A 24,225-nucleotide genomic window follows, 5' to 3' on the forward strand; every position below is an offset into this window, starting at 1 on the left:
TAAGTATGTCAGTTGAAGCATTAAGCGCCTTCATAGCTGAATACATTGCCGGGCGACGGCAAACAAAGCTGGAAGCATTTGATAAAGAGGCCGCAAAGCGCAGCGATGCAGATAGCGCAACGATTGCGGCAGAACGCCGGGAGCTGGAGCTTCGCTATGAACCGAAAGCATGGCTGACGGATGCCGCGAAGCGGGCCGGACAAATTAACCTCGTGACCCATGCGGCGAAATTTACCCACGGGGATTCAAAAAGTTGCAGTATTTACAGCGAGGCAGTGGCGCAGGAAGGGTATCTCAGCACCGCTGCGTTGTCAGGTCTGGAACCGGATGCGGTGGGAAACGCTGCGGCGCTGGATGTTGCAAAGCTGCTGCAAACGCGGGTAGACGGTGGCGACTCCCTTCTGGCAAGCCTGAAACGGGGCGATCACGCTGCGCTGGCCGCTTTTGCCGATGGCGAGAATCAACTGAGGGAGTGGATTGCGGGGTTTTCCCGTGCGTTAACCCCCGGAGAACCAGCTTCGCACAAGCTGGCGAAACAGGGGTATTTTCCGGTAGGGGAAGGTTATCACCTCTTGAGCCCGCTATTCGCCACCTCGCTTGTACACGCCATGCATCAGAAAATGATTGCCTTCCGTTTTGGCGATGAAGTTAAAGCCATCTGGAAAGCACGTCGTGAGAAAACATGGCATCCCACTCCGCTGACGCTATTCCCGGATGCGGCGGAAATACACTTCGGCGGTACTAAACCGCAAAATATTTCCTATCTCAACAGCGTGCGCGGTGGGCGGTGCTGGCTACTTTCCTGTCAGCCTCCGCAGGGGAAAAGAGCAGAAAAGGCGCCAACAAATCTACGTTCTGTTTTCGCCTCGGGTGGGCAGTTTGACCGTCGTGCCAGGAGTCAAATTCAGTTGCTGGTTTCCTTGCTCACGAAAACGGGCAGTTACACCAGTTTTCGTATTCGCGAGGCTCGTGATGGCTATATCAATATGCTTATCGATCTGTTGTTCGAAATTGCATCTGAACTTCAACGCGAAGCCTGGCAAAACTGGACGCTTAACTGTCCCAATCTGAAACCACATCAACAGCTTTGGCTCGATCCCTGGCGCACAAAAACAGACGAAGCCTTCAGACTTGAGAGAGAAAAGGGCGACTGGCAGGGCGCTGTGGCAGAAGATTTTGCCCTGTGGCTGAACGCACGTCTGCGCAAGGCGATGCCGGATTTAGGTGCCGTGGAAAAACGTGAATGGGAAACTCGCGAACGTTTACGCTCTAACCTCCGCGAAATGGAAAAAATCATTCAGGAGGCGCTGAAATGAGCTCACTGATCCTGCTTCACCGCATCAGAGTTGAAAACGCCAACGCCATTGCTGGCCTGACGTATGGTTTTCCCGCCATCACCCATTTTCTGGGATTTTCCCATGCGTTATCTCGCAAGCTGACGGAAACCCACGGGCTAAAAATCGATGGCTGTGCTGTCGTCAGCCACGAGCACCAGATCCACGCGCATACGTCCGGTCGTGATTATCAGTTTGCCCTGACGCGCAATCCGCTCACCCGGGACGCGAAAACAGCCTCCTTTAATGAAGAGGGCCGGATGCATATGACGGTTTCGTTGCTGCTGGAATGCCATGGGGAAATTCCTAATGGCGAATACGGGCAGCGCGATCTGGCAGAGCATCTCAGCCAGGTTTGCCCTACGCTCAGGCTGGCGGGTGGCATCATCGTCGATATTCAGGCTATTACCGTCATGGCGATGCCGTCCGACAGTCGTGACCTGTGTCGGTTGCAGTGGCAGCTGATGCCCGGTTTTGCCTTACGCGATCGCAGCAACTGGCTGGGGGAACATTATCAAACGCTTCTTGAGAGCGACCCCAATACCTCGCTGCTTGATGCCTGGCTCGATTTCGCTGCGATGAAGTTTCAGGCTGAAACGCCGGAGGAGGGCGACATCCGTGAGGGCGAACCGGCAAACTGGCACTATGTTCCTAAACCTAACTCCGGTTATCTGGTGCCCTTAATGACTGGCTATCAGCGGATTTCTGCGCTCTATTCCCCCGGCATGGTAAGTAACGCACGTGATGCAGAAACACCCTTTGCGTTTACGGAGGCGGTGTATGGCGTGGGCGAGTGGTGCGGTCTGCACCGGATTCAGTCCCTTAATGAAATTTTCTGGCGTTTTCATACGACAGAAACGGGCTACTACTGTCAGGGCGCGGGCGCGCCGGTGACATCTGCACATTCAAAATAAAAAGGATTTAGCTATGGCAAAGGCTCCAACTGCCGTTAAAACGGCATCTGTTCTGGCATTTGAACGTAAACTGGCGACGACGGATGCGGTGATGTATTCCGGAAGCTGGCAGGGTGAAACCTGGCAACCGATCCGCATTCAGGAAAAAGCGGTGCGTGGCACGATTTCCAACCGCCTGAAGAACGCGCTTACTAACGATCCGGCAAAACTGGATGCCGAGATCCAGAAAGCTAACCTCCAGCGGGTGGATGTGGCTGCGCTGCCCGCAGACGCCGACACCTTACAGGTGAAGTTTACCCTACGCGTGCTGGGCAACCTGTCCACGCCTTCCGTGTGTAATGACCGCGCCTATCAGGATGCGCTTCAGCAGGTTATTGACGGCTATATCAGTGAACACGGCTTTGCAGAACTGGCGCGCCGCTATGCAACTAACCTGGCGAACGGACGTTTTTTATGGCGTAACCGCGTCGGCGCTGAAAAAATTACGGTAAACGTTACGGGCAGTAAAACGTGGACGTTTGATGCTTATTGCTACGCACTGCGAGATTTTTCTGCAAGCGATAAGAATCTTGAAGCTCTGGCGCAGGAAATTGAAAAAGGGCTTAGCGGTGAGGGATTTGTGCTGCTGAACGTAGAGGCGCAGGTGCTGCTCGGTGCCGGACAGGAGGTCTTCCCGTCGCAGGAGCTGGTTCTTGACAGCAACAGCAGTAAGAGTCGCCTGCTGTATCAGGTTGATAATGTGGCTGGCATGCACTCGCAGAAAATCGGCAATGCGATTCGGACGATCGATACCTGGCATCCAAAGGTGGATGAACTTGGCGCGATAGCCGTTGAACCGTATGGATCGGTCACCAGCCGCGGCGTGGCCTGCCGTCAGCCAAAAGAGAAAATGGACTTCTACACGCTTCTTGATAACTGGGTGACGAAAGGGCAGAAACCCGACGTTGCGCAGCAGCATTATGTGATGGCCGTACTGATCCGTGGCGGTGTCTTCGGCGAGAAGGGCGAGTAAGGAGTGATTATGGATCACTACATTGAGATCCGCGTGTTGCCCGACCCGGAGTTTAGCGAGGAGATGCTAATGGCCGCGCTGATGGCCAAACTTCATCGTGCGCTGGGTCAGCGAGGGAAAGGGGATATTGGCGTTAGCTTCCCTGCGCACGGTATTAAGCCCGGCGCGGTGTTACGCCTGCACGGCGAACACCTGGCGTTAAGCGAACTCGAATCGCTGGCATGGAGAAAAGGTCTGAGCGATTACTGTCTGTGCACGGCAATTAAAGCCGTGCCAGAGGTATATCACTGGCGATGCGTATCCCGTGTCCAGGTGAAAAGCAGCGCGCCGCGGCTTATGCGTCGTTCGGTAAAAAAAGGTTGGATAACCGAAGAAGAGGCGCAGCAAAGGATACGCACAATGGAGGAAGCGAGGACCGATTTACCCTGGCTCAATTTACGTAGCCTCTCGACGGGCCAGTCTTTCAGGCTTTTTATCCGTCATGGTGAGTTGCTTTCCGCACCTGTGGTTGGCATGTTTTCAACCTACGGACTCAGCGCGACAGCGACAGTTCCCTGGTTCTGATAAATCACAGCCGCATCAGCTTTCAGGGTGCGGTTTTTTCTGCGAGACGGGTATCAAAATTAAAAGGCAGTAACTCAACAGAATTAAGTGCTTTGCGGAATGCCGGATGCAATGGATTAAGTATGGCGTTGTTTTCATAGGGAATGATGCAGGAGGGTAAGATGAGTGCGAGAGCGCTGTTAGCCTGCAACCAACCGGTACCCAGATCCATCGTTGATACCGGCGCCGGATTTTCCTGCCAGTCCTCGGGCAGCCACGCTTTATCCAGGTAATCAATCTGATCATCCGGGATATTAATGCTGAAAAGCTGGTACTGGTTCAGCACGGTGTCTTTTCTGACATGCACCAGAATTTCCAGTGAAGCCAGCGAGATGGAGGTGGAGACATACACGGCAGGATGGCCTTTATGATTCCAGCGTCCGCCATACTGGTTTGCACCACTGCCACTCCACGCTTCGCTGGCAAAACGTCCTGTCACCAGACGATAAAAAATCATGCGAACACTCCGTGCTCCAGCCGACCAATCAAATCGGTAACTTCCAGCGCACCGGTTTCCGTGGCAATCAGATCGACAGGCGCAACATTGCCAAGCCCACGTACCGGTAACTGCAACCAGTTCCATGCCTCTTCTTTACTGCCGAAATAATCGACGGCCGCATCCAGTACCCGAACGAAACGCGCCACACGTTCGCTCTCGTCGGGCGTCAGCGTCCGGCCCGTACTTTTGCGGCGGGCAACGTTACGCTCGTTAATTCCCGTGACGCGTAAAATCTCCGCTTTCGACATGTCCGTCCACTCGTGAATATTGTCGAGGACGCTGACGGGTAATCCTTGATTGAGATATTCAATCAGCCGCATGCCTCTGCTTGCAGGTAAACCGGCGTAGCGCCACAGCGTGTTATCAGCCGGCCTTTGCGCAGGAACCCATGTTCTCATGATACCTCCTGAGTGATGTCATTTGTCATGAGTAAGTATAGCCATTTGTCAGGGGGTATGGAACGGGTGTTTTTTGTTCAGGGTGGGGTAAAAGAAGGATGGGAGTTGACCCTAATTTTTGCCCAGAATGTAATATATTGATTTTTCGGTTAAATATCCTGGAGCGCAAAAAAAGGGTTTGAGCAGGGATTTTAGCTTTTTTTGTATGAAAATCATGATGGTGGAGAGATATGATTTAAGTGCACTGCCGTACAGGCAGCTTAGAAACTGCATGACTGGATATCCATTCCGGTTACTGCACGTGCACTGCCGTACAGGCAGCTTAGAAACCACATATGCATTCATCTCACCGGTGCGCATCGTGCACTGCCGTACAGGCAGCTTAGAAATCAGGCTGGCAATACATCTTCGGCATTGTCGGGTGCACTGCCGTACAGGCAGCTTAGAAATTGCAAATCGAAAATGCGGGACTGTTCAATATGTGCACTGCCGTACAGGCAGCTTAGAAACGTCGGAACGGCGCATCGCTGCTGCGGCGGCTGTGCACTGCCGTACAGGCAGCTTAGAAAAGACAAATAGTGTCCGTTCACTCTGCGGGTGTGTGCACTGCCGTACAGGCAGCTTAGAAATAGTCACCCAGCGTTTGATGCATTACGGTGCGGTGCACTGCCGTACAGGCAGCTTAGAAAAAAAAAGCGATTACGCCGTTCTTCTATCAGGAGTGCACTGCCGTACAGGCAGCTTAGAAAGATTATCGTTTCAAGCTGCGTGACGCTTATTTGTGCACTTGTCGTACAGGCAGCTTAGAAACACTCAATGCCCATTTGCACAAATGAGTTAATGTGCACTGCCGTACAGGCAGCTTAGAAATTCCTGCGATTGCTCTATGGCGCGACGAGTGAGTGCACTGCCGAACAGGCAGTTTTATAACATCCAATGCAGCAGTACTTCCCACCGCATCCGTGCACCACCGCACAACCAACACAAAATCCGAAACCCAACCACTCGTTCAAATAATCGACTGTACTAACAAAAAAATAAGGCCGGGAATATCCCGGCCTTATTTAATATTCATCTGCCATTACAGGCGAAAACAATTAGCGACTACGGAAGACAATGCGGCCTTTGCTCAGGTCGTACGGGGTCAGCTCAACAGTCACTTTGTCGCCCGTCAAAATGCGGATATAGTTTTTGCGCATTTTACCGGAGATGTGCGCAGTTACCACGTGACCGTTTTCCAGTTCTACGCGAAACATGGTATTAGGCAACGTATCAAGTACGGTACCCTGCATTTCAATATTGTCTTCTTTGGCCATCTAATCCTCTGGGGTATCACTACCAAGTTTTGAACCGGCAAGATAATGCCGAAATTCCTCAATTAAGTAAAGAATTGCGCGTTTAAAACGCAGCAAAACAGTCTCAGCGTATTGCCCAAGCGTCACGGTACAACCGAACGGAAAGCGCATTCGTAAAGGGGAGACGACAGGATAAACGTAAGGACGTTATCTGAAGCGAGGGTCCCAAACGGCGGCGGGGCAACAGGCAGAAGCTACTCTGCGGCGTAATTATAACACCCTCATAAAAAATATGCGGAAAACATTTAGGCATTGGGTATAAAGAGCGTTCTGGGAACCCAAAAATCGCGTGGTAGGGTCTCCTTTCGGCACTGTTCCAGGTGTTCGATATAGTGTCGGCGGGGGATTTCAACGGCGCCGAGCGAGGCGGTATGCTCATTCAGCACCTGACAATCCATTAACTGTCCTCCACGTCGGGCAAATTCCTGGCTAAAAACCAGCAGCGCGGTTTTCGACGCATTCGTGGAGCGGGAGAACATCGACTCGCCGCAGAACAGCGTACCCTGCGCCACGCCGTACATGCCACCGACGAGGTCGTCGCCGCTCCACACTTCGATCGAATGCGCGTAACCCAGCTCATGAAGCTGGTGATAGGCGATAATGATATCGCGGGTTATCCAGGTGCCTTCTAGACGATCTTCAGCGCAGCCTTCGATAACCTGGCCGAAGGCGTGATTAAGCGTGACGCGAAAGGGTGATTTTGCATGAAAACGCTTCATGCTGCGGCTCAGGTGAAACTGCCCAGGCCACAGTACGGCTCGCGGGTCAGGAGACCACCATAAGATCGGGTCGCCAGGAGAAAACCACGGAAAGATGCCGCGCTGGTAAGCCATTAAGAGCCGTGCCGGGCTGAGATCGCCGCCCAGAGCCAGCAAGCCGTTAGGTTCACGCAGCGCCCCCTCCGGAGAAGGGAACGCAATATTATGGCGAGAAAGCTGCACCAGGCGCATGACAACAGAACTCCAGTACGCGAGAGAGGACGCTACAAATATAGTCTACAGGCGCTGTTTAAACTGGTAGTAGCGACCTTGTTTTGCCAGCAGCTCTGCGTGACTACCTTGCTCAATTATGTGTCCGTTGTCCATCACAATTATCTGATCGAAATTCACCAGCCCTCGCAGACGGTGCGTGACCATCAGCACGGTTTTACCTTTCATCACATTCGCCAGTAAATCAAGGATTTGGCTCTCTGTCGTGGCATCCAGTCCTTCTGTCGGTTCATCCAGCAGCATCAGCGGCGCATCGTGCAGCAGCGCACGCGCAATGGCCAGACGACGCAGTTCGCCGCCGGAAAGCTGTCGACCCCCTTCACCCAGCCAGCTGTTCAACCCGTCGTCTTCAAGCAGCTTGTGCAGCCCAACCTGCTCCAGCATTGCCCGCAGCGTATCGTCGGAGGCGTCTGGTGCCGCCAGAAGAAGATTATCGCGCAGCGTAGCGCTGAACAGATGCACCCGCTGGGGCACGACGCTGACCGTTTTACGCAAGGCCGCTTCGCTAAAACCAGACAGCGGAACGTCGTTAAACCGAATCTCGCCCTGCTGTGGGTCCCACGCGCGCGTGAGAAGTTGCAGAAGTGTCGATTTCCCACATCCCGTACGGCCAAGGATCGCAATGCGCTGCCCGGCATCAACAGAAAGGGTGATGTCTTCCAGCGCGTTTTGCGCCTGCTTGTCGTAGACGAAAGTGACATTGCTGAGCGTCAGCGCGACCTGCTCTGGCACAGCGGTTTGACCCGCGCTGAACTTCACTTCCGGCTCCTGCTCGGCAATATCCGTAATGCGCAGCGCAGAGGCAATCACCTGGCCGAGATGCTGAAAAGCGCCCGTGACCGGGGCTAAGGCTTCAAAGGCTGCCAGGGCACAGAAAACAAACAGCGCAATCAGCGGGCCAGGCTGCGCGTTACCGCCCACGCCACCGGAGGCCATCCAGAGCATGGCGATAACGGCAATCCCACCAATTAACATCATCAGCGCCTGGGAGAACGCGGTCAGTTCAGACTGGCGCCGCTGGGCTTCATGCCAGTTCAGCTCCGTATTTTCCATGCGGGCGCGGTACCGTTTGCTGGCACCAAAAAGGGTGAGCTCGGCCTGTCCCTGCAACCAGGCGGTGAGCTGCTGGCGATATTCCCCTCGCAGGCGCGTCAGGTTTTCCCCGGTGGTTTTACCTGCACGATAAAACAGGGGCGGCAGAATAATCAGCGTCATCAGCATGATGCCGCCGAGCGTCAGTGCGATGGGAACATCCAGGAAACTCAACCCCAGCGTGACCACGACAATCACTACAAACGCGCCCACCATAGGTGAAATGACGCGCAGATAGAGGTGATCCAGCGTATCCACATCTGCGACCACGCGGTTGAGTAATTCGCCCTGTCGAAAACGTGCCAGCCCGGCAGGGGAGAGGGGCAGCAGTTTGCTGAAGGTGTAAATACGCAGGTGTTGCAGCACGCGGAAGGTCGCGTCGTGGCTGACCAGACGTTCGAAGTAGCGTCCGGCAGTTCGCGTAATCGCCGTGCCGCGCACCCCGGCGGCAGGCAGCATGTAGTTAAAGCTGTACAGCCCGGCAAAGCCTGCGGCCGCAGACGCGGAGAGGAACCAGCCGGAAAGCGTAAGCAGACCGATGCTGGCCAGCAGAGTAACGATCGCCAGCACGATCCCGAGCGTCAGCATCCATTTGTGGCGTTTATACAGTGCAAGATACGGAAGCAGGGCGCGCATCAGATATCCTCCTGACGGTTCGCCAGCAGGGTCGCAAACGGCCCCTGCGCGGCAACAAGCGCGGCGTAATCGCCTTGTTCAACAATGTGTCCGTTTTCCATCACCCAGATCTGATCCCAGTCGGCAATACCTTCCAGCTGGTGAGTCACCATCAGGGTGGTTTGCTGGCGTGAGGCTGCGTTAAGCGCATCCATCACGCGCTGCTCGCTGTGAGCGTCCAGGCTGGCCGCAGGTTCGTCCAGCAGCATTAGCGAAGAGGGATTCAGCAGCGCACGGGCGACCGCGACGCGCTGTGCCTGGCCAACTGACAGCCCGGCAGACTGATCGCCAATGACGGTATCGACACCCTGCGCAAGCAGCGGCAGAAACTCGCTGACCCAGGCGCGGTCGAGGACCGATTGCAGCTCATCTTCACGCGCATCCGGGCGTGCCAGCAGCACATTCTCGCGCAGCGTCGGAGCTGGCAGCTGAGGGTTTTGCCCCACCCAACTCAGCTGTTTACGCCAGGCATCAGGATCGAGCTCGCGCAGCTCCGTTTTGTTGATACGCAGCGATCCGGTGTACGCCATAAAACCTGACAGCGCATTCAACAATGAGCTTTTACCTGAGCCGCTGGTACCCACCAGCACCACACGTTGCCCGGCAGGCAGGGTAAAGTTCAGCGGACCGGCCAGCACTTTGCCTTCAGGCGACAGAACAGAAAAATCCTGTGCTTCAATGGTCACCGGATCGTTCGTATTCAGCGTTACCTCACCACGCTCCGGATTCGCCAGCGGCGTTTCCATGAAGGTTTTCAGGCTGTCGGCAGCACCCACCGCCTGCGCTTTGGCATGGTAAAAGGTGCCGAGATCGCGAAGCGGCTGGAAAAATTCCGGGGCCAGGATCAGCGCCAGGAACCCGGCGGAAAGCGTGACCGCCGTACCGTAGTGGCCAAAGTCCAGCGCGCCGAGGTAGGAGAAGCCAAAGTAAACCGCCACCAGCGCAATCGACAGGGAGGTGAAAAATTCGAGCACACCAGATGAGAGAAAGGCCATGCGCAACACTTCCATGGTGCGCTGACGGAAATCCTGCGACGCCAGGCGAATGTTTTCGGTTTCCGCTTCACCACGACCGAAGATCCGCAGGGTTTCCATTCCGCGCAGACGGTCCAGGAAATGACCGCTCAACCGACCCAACGCCAGGAAGTTACGACGGTTAGCATCTGCCGCACCCATGCCGACCATCGCCATAAACAGCGGGATGAGCGGGGCGGTGCCCAGCAGGATCAACGCCGCCACCCAGTTAACAGGGAAGATGGCGATAACAATCATCAGGGGCACAAACACCGCCAGCGCCATCTGGGGAAGATAACGCGCGTAGTAATCGTGCATATCGTCGATTTGCTCAAGGATCAGCGTCGCCCAGCTACCAGCCGGTTTGCCCTGGATCCACGCAGGCCCGGCTTCCGAAAGCCGGTCGAGCACCTTGCGGCGGATCTCATAGCGGATGTGCTGCCCGGCATGGAATCCAACCCGCTCGCGCAGCCAGACCACCCACGCACGCAGAACGAAAACCAGCACCAGAACGATAAACGGCAACAGCAGCGCTTCGCGCGGGATGTTCTCCATGATCATATGGTTGAGAATGCGGGCCAGCAGCCATGCCTGGGCAACAATCAACAGACCGCTGATGAATCCCAGAACGCGGGAAATCATAAGCCAGCGGCGGGACAGAACGCTTTGCTGTTTCAGCCAGCGGGTTAACTCTTGTTGACGGGTTTTTTCCATTGCGTACTTTGCAGGTGACGTTATAAGAAATTAGACCTCTGCATGTTACACGCGAGCAAAAATAAAGGCGACCAGTGGCCGCCTTTATTTACGTTTGTTACTGACTTGTAAAGATTATTTGCCTTGTTCAGCCAGCCCGTCCAGGTAGCGTTCTGCGTCCAGCGCGGCCATACAACCGGTGCCCGCAGAAGTGATCGCCTGACGATAAATATGGTCCATCACGTCGCCAGCTGCGAAGACACCCGGAACGCTGGTCTGGGTGGCGTTGCCGTGAATGCCAGACTGCACTTTGATGTAGCCGTTCTCCAGCTCCAGCTGGCCTTCAAAGATAGCCGTGTTCGGGCTGTGACCGATTGCCACAAACAGGCCTGCCACTTCCAGCGTTTCGACGTTATCGGTGTTCTGGGTATCACGGATACGCAGTCCCGCCACGCCCATCTGATCGCCAGTCACTTCTTCCAGCGTACGGTTGGTATGCAGCACAATGTTGCCGCTCGCCACTTTGTCCATCAGGCGTTTAATCAGGATCTTCTCCGCGCGGAAGGTGTCGCGACGGTGAATCAGGTGTACTTCTGAGGCGATGTTTGCCAGGTAGAGCGCTTCTTCCACAGCGGTGTTGCCGCCGCCGATAACCGCAACTTTCTGGTTGCGATAGAAGAAACCGTCGCAGGTCGCGCAGGCTGACACGCCGCGGCCTTTGAACGCTTCTTCAGACGGCAGGCCGAGATAGCGGGCAGAGGCGCCGGTGGCGATGATCAGCGCATCGCAGGTGTATTCGCCGCTGTCACCCGTCAGGCGGAACGGACGGTTCTGCAAATCCACTTTATTGATGTGGTCGAACAGGATTTCGGTTTCGAATTTGGCGGCATGCTCGTGCATGCGCTCCATCAGCAGCGGCCCGGTCAGGTCGTTCGGGTCGCCAGGCCAGTTTTCCACTTCCGTGGTGGTGGTCAGCTGACCGCCTTTTTCCATCCCGGTGATCAGTACCGGTTGCAGGTTAGCGCGTGCAGCATAGACCGCTGCGGTATATCCCGCAGGTCCAGAACCAAGGATTAGCAGCTTACTGTGTTTGGTCGTGCCCATGAGATCCCCATTGTTGTTGGCAGGCAATGGGCTGGATTGTAGGGAATTTGTTGCCGTAAAAAAAGAGCAGGAGAGTTTTGCTTCCGATATATGCAATAGACGCGCCCTATAGGTCAGAGGCGGTCACATCACTTCTGCTACTGAAAACCGCGCGTTTATAAGGCAATAAAATGAGGATTAATACCCCTCCGTAATGAATATCCGGCATGTTGTACTAAAAATCGATGTTTTGCTTTGACAATCCCCTGCGCTTTTGCGAAAACATTCAAGGAAGAAAAAAAGACGCACGAACTGCATGCCGCATAGACATGCACGGAAATGCCATTTTTACCGGGTCAGTGAAATCTACGCATGGTGTGGACAGACGCCATACGTGATGTCTGTGACTGCTTTCGGGCAACGGTCTTCTTACCGCAGAACCCGAATCTACATCGCGTCTAATACATAACCAGGCGATGTGATGAATAACGGGTCCAGGCTCTGAACAGTGATGTGCACAGGGTCCAGGCAGGAGTAGGGAAGGAATACAGAGAGACAATAATAATGGTAGATAGCAAGAAGCGCCCTGGCAAAGATCTCGACCGTATCGATCGTAACATTCTTAATGAATTGCAAAAGGATGGGCGTATTTCCAACGTCGAGCTTTCAAAACGTGTGGGACTTTCCCCGACGCCGTGCCTTGAGCGTGTGCGTCGACTGGAAAGACAGGGTTTTATTCAGGGCTATACGGCTCTGCTGAACCCGCATTATCTGGATGCCTCACTTCTGGTATTTGTTGAGATTACTCTGAATCGTGGTGCACCAGATGTGTTTGAGCAATTTAACGCCGCTGTACAAAAACTTGAAGAAATTCAAGAGTGTCATCTGGTTTCCGGTGATTTTGACTACCTGTTGAAAACCCGTGTGCCTGATATGTCCGCCTACCGTAAGCTGCTGGGTGAAACCCTGCTGCGTCTGCCAGGCGTGAACGACACCCGTACTTATGTGGTGATGGAAGAGGTCAAACAGAGCAATCGTCTGGTTATTAAGACGCGCTAACACGGAACAGGTGCAAAATCAGTGTAGTTTGATTACACTCCTGTTAATCCATACAGCAACAGTGCCGGGGAGTCCCGGCGCTGTTGTCCGTTTTAGCACACAGGCAGGACATGCCTGATACCTGGAGAGCCTTTCTTGAGCCAGGAATACACTGAAGACAAAGAAGTCACATTATCTAAGCTAAGCAGCGGACGTCGTCTCCTTGAGGCGTTACTGATTGTTATTGCCCTTTTTGCCGTCTGGCTGATGGCTGCCTTACTCAGTTTCAACCCCTCAGACCCCAGCTGGTCGCAAACCGCATGGCATGAGCCTATCCATAATTTAGGTGGCGTTCCCGGCGCCTGGCTTGCGGACACGCTCTTCTTCATTTTCGGTGTGATGGCCTATACCCTTCCCGTCATCATTATTGGCGGATGCTGGTTTGCCTGGCGTCATCGACAGAACGACGACTACATCGATTATTTTGCCGTTTCGCTGCGCCTGATTGGCGCCCTGGCGCTGATCCTCACCTCCTGCGGACTGGCGGCGATCAACGCCGATGACATCTGGTACTTCGCCTCCGGCGGGGTGATTGGCAGCCTGTTGAGCTCCGCGCTGCAACCGATGCTTCACAGCAGCGGCGGCACGCTGGCGCTGCTTTGTATCTGGGCAGCGGGCCTGACGCTGTTTACCGGCTGGTCCTGGGTGAGCATTGCCGAAAAAATCGGCAGCTTTATTCTGACTCTGCTGACGTTTGCCAGCAATCGCACCCGTCGTGATGATACGTGGGTCGATGAAGACGAATATGAAGATGAGTACGAAGAGGAAGACGAGGCACCCGTGCAGCGTCGTGAATCCCGCCGTGCCCGTATTCTGCGCGGTGCTCTGGCACGCCGCCAGCGCGTTGCTGAAAAATTTGCTAACCCGTTAGGCCGTAAAACGGATGCCGCGCTTTTCTCCGGCAAACGTATGGATGAAGAGGAGCAGATTGAGTATCGCGGCGCGGCCGTCGATCCTGATGATGTGTTGTTCTCTGGTCATCGAGCTACGCCGGGTGAGTATGATGAATACGATCCGCTGTTGCATGGTCATTCCGTGACTGAACCGGTAGCCGCTGCTGCTGCCGCAACGACGGCTGCGCAGGCCCATGTTGCGCCTGTTGAAGCCGTGATGCCGTCCTCGCCTGTTCCGGCACCGGAGTCCGCGATCCAGCAACCGCAGGTGGACTGGCAGACTGCGCCAGGTGTCCATACGCCTGAACCGACCATTGCGCCGGAGCCTGAAAGCTATATTCCTGTGCAGCAGGAACAGTGGCAGCAACCGTATCAGCCGCCTGAGCCTGCCAGCGAGCCGCAACAGCCGTATCAGGCTTATACGCCCGAACCTGCTGAACCTGAACAGCCATACGTTGCGCCGGTGTCTGAACCCGAAGTGGTGGAGGAAGCGAAGCCATCCCGTCCGCCATTGTACTATTTTGAAGAGGTGGAAGAGCGCCGTGCCCGAGAGCGCGAGCAGCTTGCCGCCTGGTATCAGCCCGTGCCTGAGCCGGTGCAGGAGCCTGTTGTAAAAGCGCCTTCTGCAAGCGTTGCACCTGTAGATCCAGCGCCAGCCGTTGCGTCAGGAGCGGAAACCGTGAAGCAGGCAACGGCAGCCGCTGCCGCGTCCGCTCCGCTATTCAGCCCGGCAACCGATGGTGCGCCGCGTCCTCAGGTAAAAGAGGGCATTGGTCCACAATTGCCGCGTCCTAATCGCGTGCGCGTACCGACGCGCCGGGAGCTGGCCTCTTATGGCATTAAACTGCCTTCCCAGCGTATGGCGGAAGAAAAAGCCCGTGAGTCCGACTACGAAGATGATGCCGACGAACTGCATCAGGATGAGCTGGCGCGTCAGTTTGCCGCCCAGCAGACTCAACGCTACGGGAATGAGTACCAACACGATGTTCATTCTCAGCAGGATGAAGATGATGCTGCCGAAGCGGAATTAGCGCGTCAGTTTGCGGCCACGCAGCAGCAACGTTATTCCGGTGAGCAGCCTTCGGGGGCAAACCCGTTCTCGCTCTCGGATTTTGAATTTTCACCGATGAAAGATCTGGTGGATGACGGTCCGAGCGAACCGCTGTTCACGCCGAGCGTGATGCCAGAAGCGGAACCGGTGCGTCAGGCGCCAGCGCCGCAGGTTAATGCGCAACCACAACAGCCAGTGCCGCAGGCTTATGCGCAGCCGCATACACCGCCGGCCCAACCGCCGCAGCCGCAGTTCCAGCAGCCAGCACCACAGCCGCAGGAAAGCCTGATTCACCCGCTGCTGATGCGTAACGGAGACAGCCGTCCGCTGCAACGACCAAGTACGCCGTTGCCGTCGCTGGATCTGTTAACGCCGCCGCCAGCGGAAGTCGAACCGGTGGATACTTTTGCTCTTGAGCAGATGGCCCGTCTGGTGGAAGCGCGTCTGGCTGACTTCCGTATTAAAGCGGACGTGGTGAACTACTCCCCTGGCCCGGTGATCACCCGTTTCGAACTGAACCTGGCGCCAGGCGTAAAAGCGGCGCGTATTTCTAACCTGTCCCGTGACCTGGCGCGTTCTCTGTCGACCGTGGCGGTACGCGTGGTGGAAGTGATCCCAGGTAAGCCTTACGTTGGCCTTGAGCTGCCAAACAAGAAACGCCAGACCGTTTATCTGCGTGAAGTTCTGGATAACACCAAATTCCGCGACAACCCGTCCCCGCTGACCGTGGTGCTGGGTAAAGATATCGCTGGCGATCCGGTGGTTGCCGATCTCGCGAAGATGCCGCACCTGCTGGTTGCGGGTACCACCGGCTCCGGTAAATCGGTCGGGGTGAACGCCATGATCCTCAGTATGCTCTACAAAGCGCAGCCTGAAGATGTGCGTTTCATCATGATCGACCCGAAAATGCTTGAACTATCCGTCTACGAAGGCATTCCGCACCTGTTAACGGAAGTAGTGACCGACATGAAGGACGCCGCCAACGCATTGCGCTGGAGCGTCAATGAAATGGAGCGTCGCTACAAGCTGATGTCTGCGCTGGGCGTGCGTAACCTGGCCGGTTATAACGAGAAAATCGCTGAGGCTGCACGTATGGGCCGTCCGATTCCGGACCCATACTGGAAGCCGGGTGACAGCATGGATGCCCAGCATCCGGTGCTGGAAAAACTGCCTTACATCGTGGTGCTGGTGGATGAATTCGCCGACCTGATGATGACCGTTGGCAAGAAAGTGGAAGAGCTGATTGCGCGTCTGGCACAGAAAGCGCGTGCGGCGGGCATCCACCTGGTGCTTGCAACGCAGCGTCCGTCCGTAGACGTTATCACCGGACTTATTAAGGCAAACATCCCGACCCGTATCGCGTTTACCGTGTCGAGTAAAATTGACTCGCGTACTATCCTGGACCAGGGTGGTGCAGAGTCGCTGCTGGGGATGGGTGATATGCTCTATTCCGGCCCGAACTCCACCTCGCCGGTGCGTGTCCACGGTGCATTTGTTCGCGACCAGGAAGTGCACGCGGTGGTGCAGGACTGGAAAGCGCGCGGTCGGCCGCAATACGTTGACGGCATCACCTCCGACAGTGAAAGCGAAGGTGGCGGCGGTGGTTTTGACGGCGGCGAAGAGCTGGATCCGTTATTTGACCAGGCGGTTAATTTCGTTACCGAAAAACGTAAGGCGTCCATCTCCGGCGTCCAGCGCCAGTTCCGTATTGGCTACAACCGCGCGGCGCGTATTATCGAGCAGATGGAAGCCCAGGGTATTGTGAGCGAACAGGGGCATAACGGTAACCGTGAGGTGCTGGCGCCACCGCCGTTTGATTAACCTTCAGCGATTGCAAAGAAGGGTAAATCAGCAAAAATTAAGCATATTCTTCTGTCGCCTGCCTTCGGGCAGGTCCAGAATAGAAACGGAACCCCCATATCGGGAAGACGTATTTTAAGGAATAACAATGAAAAAAATCGCCATCGTCTGTGCATTACTCTCCAGTTTTGTTGCCAGCAGCGTCTGGGCTGATGCAGCCAGCGACCTTAAAAGCCGACTGGATAAAGTGAGCAGCTTCCACGCCAGCTTCACGCAAAAAGTGACTGACGGCAGTGGCAACGCGGTGCAGGAAGGTCAGGGGGATTTGTGGGTGAAACGCCCGAATCTCTTCAACTGGCACATGACCCAGCCGGATGAAAGCGTGCTGGTGTCCGACGGGAAAACCTTATGGTTCTACAACCCGTTTGTTGAGCAGGCGACCGCCACCTGGTTGAAAGACGCGACCAGCAATACGCCGTTTATGCTCATTGCCCGTAACCAGTCCAGCGACTGGCAGCAGTACAACATTAAACAAAACGGTGATGAGTTCGTCCTGACGCCAAAAGGCAGCAACGGTAACCTGAAGCAGTTCACCATTAACGTGAGCAGCAACGGTACCATTAATCAGTTCGGTGCGGTTGAGCAGGACGATCAGCGCAGTAGCTATCAGCTTAAGTCTCAGCAAAACGGCGCCGTAGATGCTTCGAAATTCACCTTTACCCCGCCGCAGGGCGTAACGGTGGACGACCAACGTAATAAGTAAGAGGCATGAGTGAGCAACCTTTCGCTCGATTTTTCAGATAATGCGTTTCAACCTCTGGCCGCCCGTATGCGGCCAGAAAATTTAGCGCAGTACATCGGCCAGCAACACCTTCTGGCTGCGGGGAAACCCTTGCCGCGCGCCATAGAGGCCGGGCATCTGCACTCCATGATCCTCTGGGGGCCACCCGGCACCGGCAAAACAACCCTCGCTGAAGTGATCGCCCGCTATGCTAACGCGGACGTTGAGCGCATCTCGGCGGTTACCTCCGGCGTGAAGGAGATTCGTGAGGCGATCGAGCGCGCGCGGCAAAACCGTAATGCCGGGCGCCGCACCATTCTGTTTGTCGATGAAGTCCACCGCTTCAACAAGAGCCAACAGGATGCGTTTCTGCCGCACATTGAAGACGGCACGATTTTCTTCATCGGCGCAACCACGGAAAACCCGTCGTTTGAGCTGAACTCTGCGCTCCTTTCCCGCGCCCGCGTTTACCTGCTTAAATCCCTGACTACAGAGGATATCGAAAAGGTTCTGACCCAGGCGATGGAGGACAAAGCGCGGGGTTACGGCGGACAGGATATCGTTCTGCCGGACGATACGCGTCGTGCGATCGCTGAACTGGTCAACGGCGATGCGCGTCGTGCACTGAATACGCTGGAAATGATGGCCGATATGGCCGAAGTGGATGATGCCGGCAAGCGCGTACTGAAACCTGAATTGCTCACCGAAATAGCCGGTGAACGCAGCGCGCGCTTCGATAATAAAGGCGATCGTTTTTACGACCTGATCTCTGCGTTACATAAGTCCGTGCGCGGCAGCGCCCCGGATGCGGCGCTCTACTGGTACGCGCGTATCATTACCGCCGGTGGCGATCCGTTATATGTCGCGCGTCGCTGTCTTGCCATCGCGTCAGAAGATGTCGGTAATGCCGATCCACGCGCCATGCAGGTCGCTATTTCCGCCTGGGACTGCTTTACCCGCGTCGGACCCGCGGAAGGTGAGCGTGCCATTGCGCAGGCAATTGTCTATCTGGCCTGCGCGCCGAAAAGTAACGCGGTGTATACCGCCTTCAAAGCGGCGATGTCGGATGCGCGTGAACGTCCGGACTACGATGTGCCGGTTCATCTGCGCAATGCGCCAACCAAATTGATGAAAGAGATGGGGTATGGGCAGGAGTATCGCTACGCCCATGATGAACCCAACGCCTACGCCGCCGGGGAAGAGTATTTCCCGCAGGAGATGGCACAAACCCGCTATTATCATCCCACAAACAGAGGTCTTGAGGGTAAGATTGGCGAAAAGCTCGCCTGGCTTGCCGGACAGGATCAAAATAGCCCTATAAAACGCTACCGTTAGTTCAATCGTTGCGGTAATGTTGGCAATATATCTCTGTGGCCGCAGGCTGTGGTCACTTTTTCCTTTTTTAATTCGATAAGCACAGGATAAGCATGCTCGATCCCAATCTGCTGCGTAATGAGCCAGACGCAGTCGCTGAAAAACTGGCACGCCGGGGCTTTAAGCTGGATGTAGATAAGCTGCGCGCTCTTGAAGAGCGTCGTAAAGTTTTGCAGGTACAAACTGAAAATCTGCAAGCAGAGCGTAATTCTCGATCGAAATCCATTGGCCAGGCGAAAGCGCGCGGGGAAGATATTGAGCCATTACGCCTGGAAGTGAACAAACTGGGTGAAGAGCTGGATCAGGCGAAAGCTGAACTGGATGTTCTTCAGGCTGAAATTCGTGATATCGCTCTGGCGATCCCGAACATTCCTGACGACAGCGTGCCTGTCGGCAAAGACGAAAACGACAACGTTGAAGTGAAACGCTGGGGCACGCCTCGCGAGTTTGACTTCGAGGTGCGCGATCACGTGACGCTGGGCGAAATGCATGCGGGCCTGGACTTTGCGGCTGCGGTTAAGCTGACGGGTTCTCGCTTTGTGGTCATGAAAGGTCAAATTGCCCATCTGCACCGCGCTCTGGCGCAGTTCATGCTGGATCTGCACACCGAGCAGCACGGCTACAGCGAAACCTACGTTCCGTATCTGGTTAACCACGATACGCTGTACGGTACCGGCCAGTTGCCGAAATTTGCCGGCGATCTGTTCCACACCCGTCCGCTGGACGAGGAAGCAGACAGCAGCAACTACGCGCTGATCCCAACCGCGGAAGTGCCGCTGACCAACCTCGTGCGTGATGAGATCATCGACGAAGACGATCTGCCAATCAAACTGACCGCGCACTCTCCATGTTTCCGTTCTGAAGCCGGTTCTTACGGTCGCGATACGCGCGGTCTGATCCGTATGCACCAGTTCGATAAAGTTGAGATGGTGCAGATCGTTCGTCCGGAAGAGTCTATGGACGCGCTGGAAGAGATGACCGGTCATGCTGAGAAAGTGCTGGAGCTGCTGGGCCTGCCGTACCGCCGTATGGCGCTGTGCACCGGCGACATGGGCTTCGGTGCCTGCAAAACCTTCGACCTTGAAGTCTGGGTGCCTGCGCAGAACACCTACCGTGAAATCTCCTCCTGCTCCAACGTCTGGGATTTCCAGGCGCGTCGTATGCAGGCGCGTTGCCGCAGCAAATCTGACAAGAAAACCCGTCTGGTTCATACCCTGAACGGTTCTGGTCTGGCAGTAGGCCGTACGCTGGTTGCTGTGCTGGAAAACTACCAGCAGGCTGACGGACGCATTGAGATCCCTGAAGTGCTGCGCCCTTACATGAAAGGCCAGCAGTTCATCGGCTAATTATTTGCTCTAAGACAAAAAAGCGCCTCAGGGCGCTTTTTTTATGCCTCTGATTTGATACGAAGCAATAACCCCTCCCTCTAAAGTAGTAATACTCCTCCGAACGAAAGTCAGCATAAAACACTGATAACCAAAAATATCGTTATACATAAAACTATATAGCGGTGTATGCCGCCCTTTATTTCTTTGTGAGCAACCAAAGTGAGTCTTTATGAAAATCAAAGCGCCTGAAGCGTTAATGGCTGCCGAGGTCACTCGCCGTGGGTTGATGAAAACCACGGCAATAGGCGGTCTGGCGGTTGCCAGCAGCGCCTTTACGCTCCCTTTTACCCGTCTGGCGTCGGCGGCGGAGGCTCTGTCTCCCGCTTCAGCCCCGGAAAAAGTGGTGTGGAGTGCCTGTACCGTTAACTGTGGTAGCCGTTGTCCCCTGCGTATGCACGTGGTGGACGGTGAAATCAAATATGTCGAAACAGACAATACCGGCGATGATAACTACGAAGGGTTACATCAGGTTCGTGCCTGTCTGCGTGGCCGTTCAATGCGCCGTCGCGTTTATAACCCGGATCGTCTGAAATACCCAATGAAGCGCGTCGGTAAGCGTGGGGAAGGGAAGTTCGAGCGCATCAGCTGGGACGAAGCCTACGATATTATCGCGACAAATATGCAGCGCCTGATCAAAGAGTACGGCAACGAATCCATCTACCTCAACTACGGCACCGGGACGCTGGGCGGTACCATGACCCGCTCCTGGCCGCCGGGTAAAACGCTGGTGGCGCGCCTGATGAACTGCTGCGGCGGCTATCTCAATCATTACGGTGACTACTCTTCCGCACAGATTGCTGCGGGGCTGAACTACACCTACGGCGGCTGGGCAGACGGTAATAGCCCGTCGGATATCGAAAACAGTAAACTGGTGGTGTTGTTCGGCAACAACCCAGGCGAAACGCGCATGAGCGGCGGTGGGGTAACCTATTATCTTGAGCAGGCGCGCGCCAAATCCAACGCACGTATGATCATCGTCGATCCGCGCTATACCGATACCGGCGCGGGACGTGAAGACGAGTGGATCCCTATTCGCCCTGGTACCGATGCGGCGCTGGTCAATGCGCTGGCGTATGTGATGATCACTGAAAACCTCGTCGATCAGCCGTTCCTTGATAAATACTGCGTTGGTTATGACGAGAAGACCCTGCCAGCCAGCGCACCGGCTAACGGGCATTACAAAGCGTACATTCTTGGTCAGGGCAGCGACGGGGTAGCGAAAACCCCTGAGTGGGCATCCACCATTACCGGCATTCCAGTCGAGCGTATTGTTCAGCTGGCCCGTGAAATTGGTTCAGCCAAACCGGCTTATATCAGCCAGGGATGGGGACCACAGCGCCACGCGAACGGCGAAATTGCCACCCGCGCTATTTCTATGCTCTCGATTCTGACTGGCAACGTTGGTATTCACGGCGGTAATAGCGGGGCGCGTGAAGGCTCGTATGAAGTCCCGTTTGAACGTATGCCAACGCTGGATAATCCGGTTCAGACCAGCATCTCCATGTTTATGTGGACGGACGCGATCGAGCGCGGCCCGGAAATGACCGCGCTGCGTGACGGTGTTCGGGGCAAAGATAAGCTGGACGTGCCGATCAAAATGATCTGGAACTACGCCGGTAACTGCCTGATCAACCAGCACTCTGAAATCAACCGCACCCATGAAATTTTGCAGGACGACAAGAAGTGCGAAATGATTGTGGTGATCGACTGCCACATGACCTCATCGGCGAAGTATGCCGATATTCTGCTTCCAGACTGCACTGCGTCTGAGCAGATGGATTTCGCGCTGGACGCCTCCTGCGGCAACATGTCCTATGTGATCTTCACTGACCAGGCCATCAAACCGCGCTTCGAGTGCAAAACCATCTATGAGATGACTTCCGAGCTGGCGAAACGTCTTGGCGTTGAGCAGCAGTTCACTGAAGGACGTACTCAGGAAGGGTGGATGCGCCATCTGCACGCGCTCTCACGCAAAGCCATTCCTGACCTGCCGGACTTCGATACCTTCCGCAAGCAGGGCATGTACAAGCAGCGCGATCCCGAAGGGCATCACGTGGCGTATAAAGCCTTCCGCGACGATCCGCAGGCCAATCCGCTGACCACGCCGTCGGGCAAAATCGAGATCTACTCCGAAGAGCTGGCAAAAATTGCCGCAACGTGGGAATTGCCGGAAGGGGACGTAATCGATCCGCTGCCGATTTATACGCCAGGCTTCGAAAACTACAACGATCCGCTGACGGCGAAATTCCCGCTTCAGTTGACCGGTTTCCACTACAAAGCGCGTGTTCACTCCACCTACGGCAACGTTGACGTACTGAAAGCGGCCTGCCGACAGGAGATGTGGATCAACCCGATGGATGCGAAAGCGCGCGGCATCAGTAATGGCGATCGCGTACGTATCTTCAACGGACGTGGCGAAGTGCATATCGAAGCTAAAGTGACTCCGCGTATGATGCCTGGCGTTGTCGCGCTGGGGGAAGGGGCCTGGTATAACCCGGATGCGAACCGTATCGATCAGGCGGGCTGCATCAACGTTCTCACTACGCAGCGTCCGTCGCCGCTGGCGAAGGGCAACCCATCCCACACAAACCTCGTTCAGGTTGAAAAGGCGTAAGGAGTAACCGATGACAACCCAGTATGGATTTTTTATTGATTCCAGCCGCTGCACCGGGTGCAAAACCTGCGAGCTGGCCTGCAAGGATTACAAAGATCTGACCCCGGACGTTAGCTTCCGTCGTATTTATGAATACGCGGGCGGCGACTGGCAGGAGGACAACGGCGTCTGGCATCAGGATGTCTTCGCCTATTACCTGTCGATTGCCTGCAACCACTGCGAAGATCCGGCCTGCACCAAGGTCTGCCCGAGCGGGGCAATGCACAAGCGCGACGACGGTTTTGTGGTGGTGGACGAGGATGTCTGCATCGGCTGTCGCTACTGCCACATGGCCTGCCCGTACGGCGCGCCGCAGTACAATGCCGCCAAAGGCCACATGACCAAGTGCGACGGCTGCCACAGCCGCGTGGCGGACGGCAAAAAGCCCATCTGCGTCGAGTCCTGCCCGCTGCGCGCGCTGGACTTTGGCCCGATTGAAGAGCTGCGCAAAAAACACGGTCAGCTTGCTGCCGTCGCGCCGCTGCCGTCTGCGCACTTCACGAAGCCGAGTATTGTGATTAAACCTAACGCCAACAGCCGTCCGACGGGTGACACCACCGGCTACCTGGCAAACCCGAAGGAGGTGTGAGATGGGAAATGGATGGCATGAATGGCCGCTGATGATCTTCACGGTCTTTGGGCAGTGCGTGGCGGGCGGGTTTATCGTCCTTGCGCTGGCGCTGTTAAAAGGGAACCTCAATGCTGAACAGCAGCAGCGTTTGGTGTTAAGCATGTTTGGCCTGTGGGTGTTGATGGGCATTGGGTTTATCGCCTCTACGCTGCACCTGGGCTCACCGATGCGCGCGTTCAACTCCCTGAACCGCGTAGGTGCCTCTTCGCTGAGTAACGAGATTGCCAGCGGGGCAATCTTCTTTGCCGTTGGCGGGCTGGGGTGGTTACTGGCAGCGGTGAAAAAGCTGCCGTCAGGGTTACGCGCGTTGTGGCTCATCGTCACCATGGTACTGGGCGTTGTCTTCGTCTGGATGATGGTCCGGGTGTACAACACCATCGATACCGTTCCGACCTGGTACAGCGTCTGGACGCCGATGAGCTTCTTCCTGACCATGTTTATTGGCGGGCCGCTGCTGGGTTATCTGCTGCTGCGTGTGGCTGGCATTAATGGTTGGGCGATGCGCCTGCTGCCCGCGGTCTCGCTGCTGGCGCTGGTAATCAGTACCGTTGTCGCGCTCATGCAGGGAGCGGAGCTGGCGACCATTCACAGCTCTATCCAGCAGGCTTCGGCGCTGGTGCCGGATTACGGTTCGCTGATGGCCTGGCGTGTGGTGCTGCTGACGGCGGCGCTGGTGTGCTGGATTGCCCCTCAGCTTAAAGGTTACTCGCCTGCGCTGCCGTTACTGTCCCTGGCCTTTGTGCTGGTGCTGGCAGGGGAGTTAATTGGTCGCGGCGTATTTTACGGTCTGCATATGACGGTCGGTATGGCTATCGCCAGCTAATTTTAGATTTTGTTATAAAAAGCCGGGACATAGCGCCCGGCTTTTCTTTTTTCATTCATGAAATTTTTCGACT

The 24,225-nt window shown here is 55.5% G+C and carries 19 protein-coding genes and 1 CRISPR repeat array; of the genes, 12 read left to right on the plus strand and 7 right to left on the minus strand.

Annotated features, from left to right (window positions below; translation table 11 throughout):
- Positions 1–5 precede the first annotated feature (5 nt).
- From csy1 to cas6f, 4 genes are read left to right on the plus strand one after another with little or no spacing between them, the layout of a single operon-like run.
- Positions 6–1,316 carry a type I-F CRISPR-associated protein Csy1 gene (gene csy1 / locus O1721_RS11630; protein ID WP_032647879.1) on the plus strand — a complete coding sequence of 437 codons (1,311 nt, stop codon included), beginning with the start codon at positions 6–8 and terminating at the stop codon, positions 1,314–1,316.
- Entirely contained in the window at positions 1,313–2,248 is a 936-nt protein-coding gene (csy2, locus tag O1721_RS11635; protein ID WP_032647880.1) for a type I-F CRISPR-associated protein Csy2, read from the plus strand. The genes csy1 and csy2 overlap by 4 nt, the downstream gene beginning before the upstream one ends.
- 13 nt (positions 2,249–2,261) lie before the next feature.
- Positions 2,262–3,260 carry a type I-F CRISPR-associated protein Csy3 gene (csy3, locus tag O1721_RS11640; RefSeq protein WP_032647881.1) on the plus strand — a complete coding sequence of 333 codons (999 nt, stop codon included), beginning with the start codon at positions 2,262–2,264 and terminating at the stop codon, positions 3,258–3,260.
- A gap of 9 nt (positions 3,261–3,269) precedes the next feature.
- Positions 3,270–3,824: a type I-F CRISPR-associated endoribonuclease Cas6/Csy4 gene (cas6f, locus tag O1721_RS11645; RefSeq protein ID WP_032647882.1), complete on the plus strand. Its 555-nt coding sequence runs from the start codon at positions 3,270–3,272 to the stop codon at positions 3,822–3,824.
- A gap of 22 nt (positions 3,825–3,846) precedes the next feature.
- Here the strand turns inward: cas6f and O1721_RS11650 are convergent, their stop codons facing one another.
- The 7 genes from O1721_RS11650 to trxB all read right to left on the minus strand — a co-directional run bounded on the left by O1721_RS11650 (position 3,847) and on the right by trxB (position 11,681).
- Positions 3,847–4,320 (minus strand): RES family NAD+ phosphorylase, encoded by a 474-nt coding sequence (locus O1721_RS11650; RefSeq protein WP_032647883.1) that lies wholly within the window; start codon positions 4,318–4,320, stop codon positions 3,847–3,849.
- On the minus strand, positions 4,317–4,760 hold the full coding sequence (parS, locus tag O1721_RS11655) for a type II RES/Xre toxin-antitoxin system antitoxin (protein ID WP_023296216.1): 444 nt from the start codon (positions 4,758–4,760) through the stop codon (positions 4,317–4,319). The genes O1721_RS11650 and parS overlap by 4 nt, the downstream gene beginning before the upstream one ends.
- Before the next feature lie 239 nt (positions 4,761–4,999).
- Positions 5,000–5,510: a CRISPR direct-repeat array (repeat unit 28 nt; unit sequence GTGCACTGCCGTACAGGCAGCTTAGAAA).
- A gap of 347 nt (positions 5,511–5,857) precedes the next feature.
- Entirely contained in the window at positions 5,858–6,076 is a 219-nt protein-coding gene (infA, locus tag O1721_RS11660) for a translation initiation factor IF-1 (protein ID WP_002211347.1), read from the minus strand.
- 284 nt (positions 6,077–6,360) lie between these two features.
- Positions 6,361–7,065 carry a leucyl/phenylalanyl-tRNA--protein transferase gene (gene aat, locus O1721_RS11665; RefSeq protein WP_032647884.1) on the minus strand — a complete coding sequence of 235 codons (705 nt, stop codon included), beginning with the start codon at positions 7,063–7,065 and terminating at the stop codon, positions 6,361–6,363.
- Between the two features lie 45 nt (positions 7,066–7,110).
- Positions 7,111–8,832: a heme ABC transporter ATP-binding protein/permease CydC gene (cydC, locus tag O1721_RS11670; protein WP_032647885.1), complete on the minus strand. Its 1,722-nt coding sequence runs from the start codon at positions 8,830–8,832 to the stop codon at positions 7,111–7,113.
- Positions 8,832–10,598 (minus strand): heme ABC transporter permease/ATP-binding protein CydD, encoded by a 1,767-nt coding sequence (gene cydD / locus O1721_RS11675; RefSeq protein WP_015570980.1) that lies wholly within the window; start codon positions 10,596–10,598, stop codon positions 8,832–8,834. The genes cydC and cydD overlap by 1 nt, the downstream gene beginning before the upstream one ends.
- Before the next feature lie 114 nt (positions 10,599–10,712).
- Positions 10,713–11,681, minus strand: coding sequence for a thioredoxin-disulfide reductase (trxB, locus tag O1721_RS11680; RefSeq protein WP_003858303.1), 969 nt, complete (start codon positions 11,679–11,681; stop codon positions 10,713–10,715).
- 543 nt (positions 11,682–12,224) lie between these two features.
- Between trxB and lrp the strand changes: the two genes are divergently transcribed.
- The 8 genes from lrp (at position 12,225) to O1721_RS11720 (ending at position 24,152) form a co-directional block, all read left to right on the plus strand.
- Positions 12,225–12,719 (plus strand): leucine-responsive transcriptional regulator Lrp, encoded by a 495-nt coding sequence (lrp, locus tag O1721_RS11685; RefSeq protein WP_000228469.1) that lies wholly within the window; start codon positions 12,225–12,227, stop codon positions 12,717–12,719.
- 135 nt (positions 12,720–12,854) lie between these two features.
- The gene (locus tag O1721_RS11690; RefSeq protein ID WP_032647886.1) at positions 12,855–16,523 is read left to right on the plus strand and encodes a DNA translocase FtsK 4TM domain-containing protein; all 3,669 of its coding nucleotides are present in this window, start codon (positions 12,855–12,857) and stop codon (positions 16,521–16,523) included.
- 127 nt (positions 16,524–16,650) lie between these two features.
- A complete protein-coding gene (gene lolA / locus O1721_RS11695) occupies positions 16,651–17,265 on the plus strand; it encodes an outer membrane lipoprotein periplasmic chaperone LolA (RefSeq protein ID WP_017384837.1) in 615 nt (204 codons plus the stop codon).
- A gap of 9 nt (positions 17,266–17,274) precedes the next feature.
- Positions 17,275–18,618: a replication-associated recombination protein RarA gene (rarA, locus tag O1721_RS11700; protein ID WP_023296220.1), complete on the plus strand. Its 1,344-nt coding sequence runs from the start codon at positions 17,275–17,277 to the stop codon at positions 18,616–18,618.
- Between the two features lie 92 nt (positions 18,619–18,710).
- On the plus strand, positions 18,711–20,003 hold the full coding sequence (gene serS, locus O1721_RS11705; protein ID WP_003858266.1) for a serine--tRNA ligase: 1,293 nt from the start codon (positions 18,711–18,713) through the stop codon (positions 20,001–20,003).
- Positions 20,004–20,214: 211 nt separating this feature from the next.
- Positions 20,215–22,659, plus strand: a complete 2,445-nt coding sequence (gene dmsA / locus O1721_RS11710) for a dimethylsulfoxide reductase subunit A (RefSeq protein WP_032647887.1) — start codon at positions 20,215–20,217, stop codon at positions 22,657–22,659.
- Between the two features lie 10 nt (positions 22,660–22,669).
- Positions 22,670–23,287 (plus strand): DMSO/selenate family reductase complex B subunit, encoded by a 618-nt coding sequence (locus O1721_RS11715; protein ID WP_017384835.1) that lies wholly within the window; start codon positions 22,670–22,672, stop codon positions 23,285–23,287.
- Between the two features lies 1 nt (position 23,288).
- Positions 23,289–24,152 (plus strand): dimethyl sulfoxide reductase anchor subunit family protein, encoded by an 864-nt coding sequence (locus O1721_RS11720; protein WP_032647888.1) that lies wholly within the window; start codon positions 23,289–23,291, stop codon positions 24,150–24,152.
- The last annotated feature ends 73 nt before the right edge of the window (positions 24,153–24,225 follow it).

The organism is Enterobacter cloacae complex sp. HYC033_NIDB (assembly GCF_056673335.1).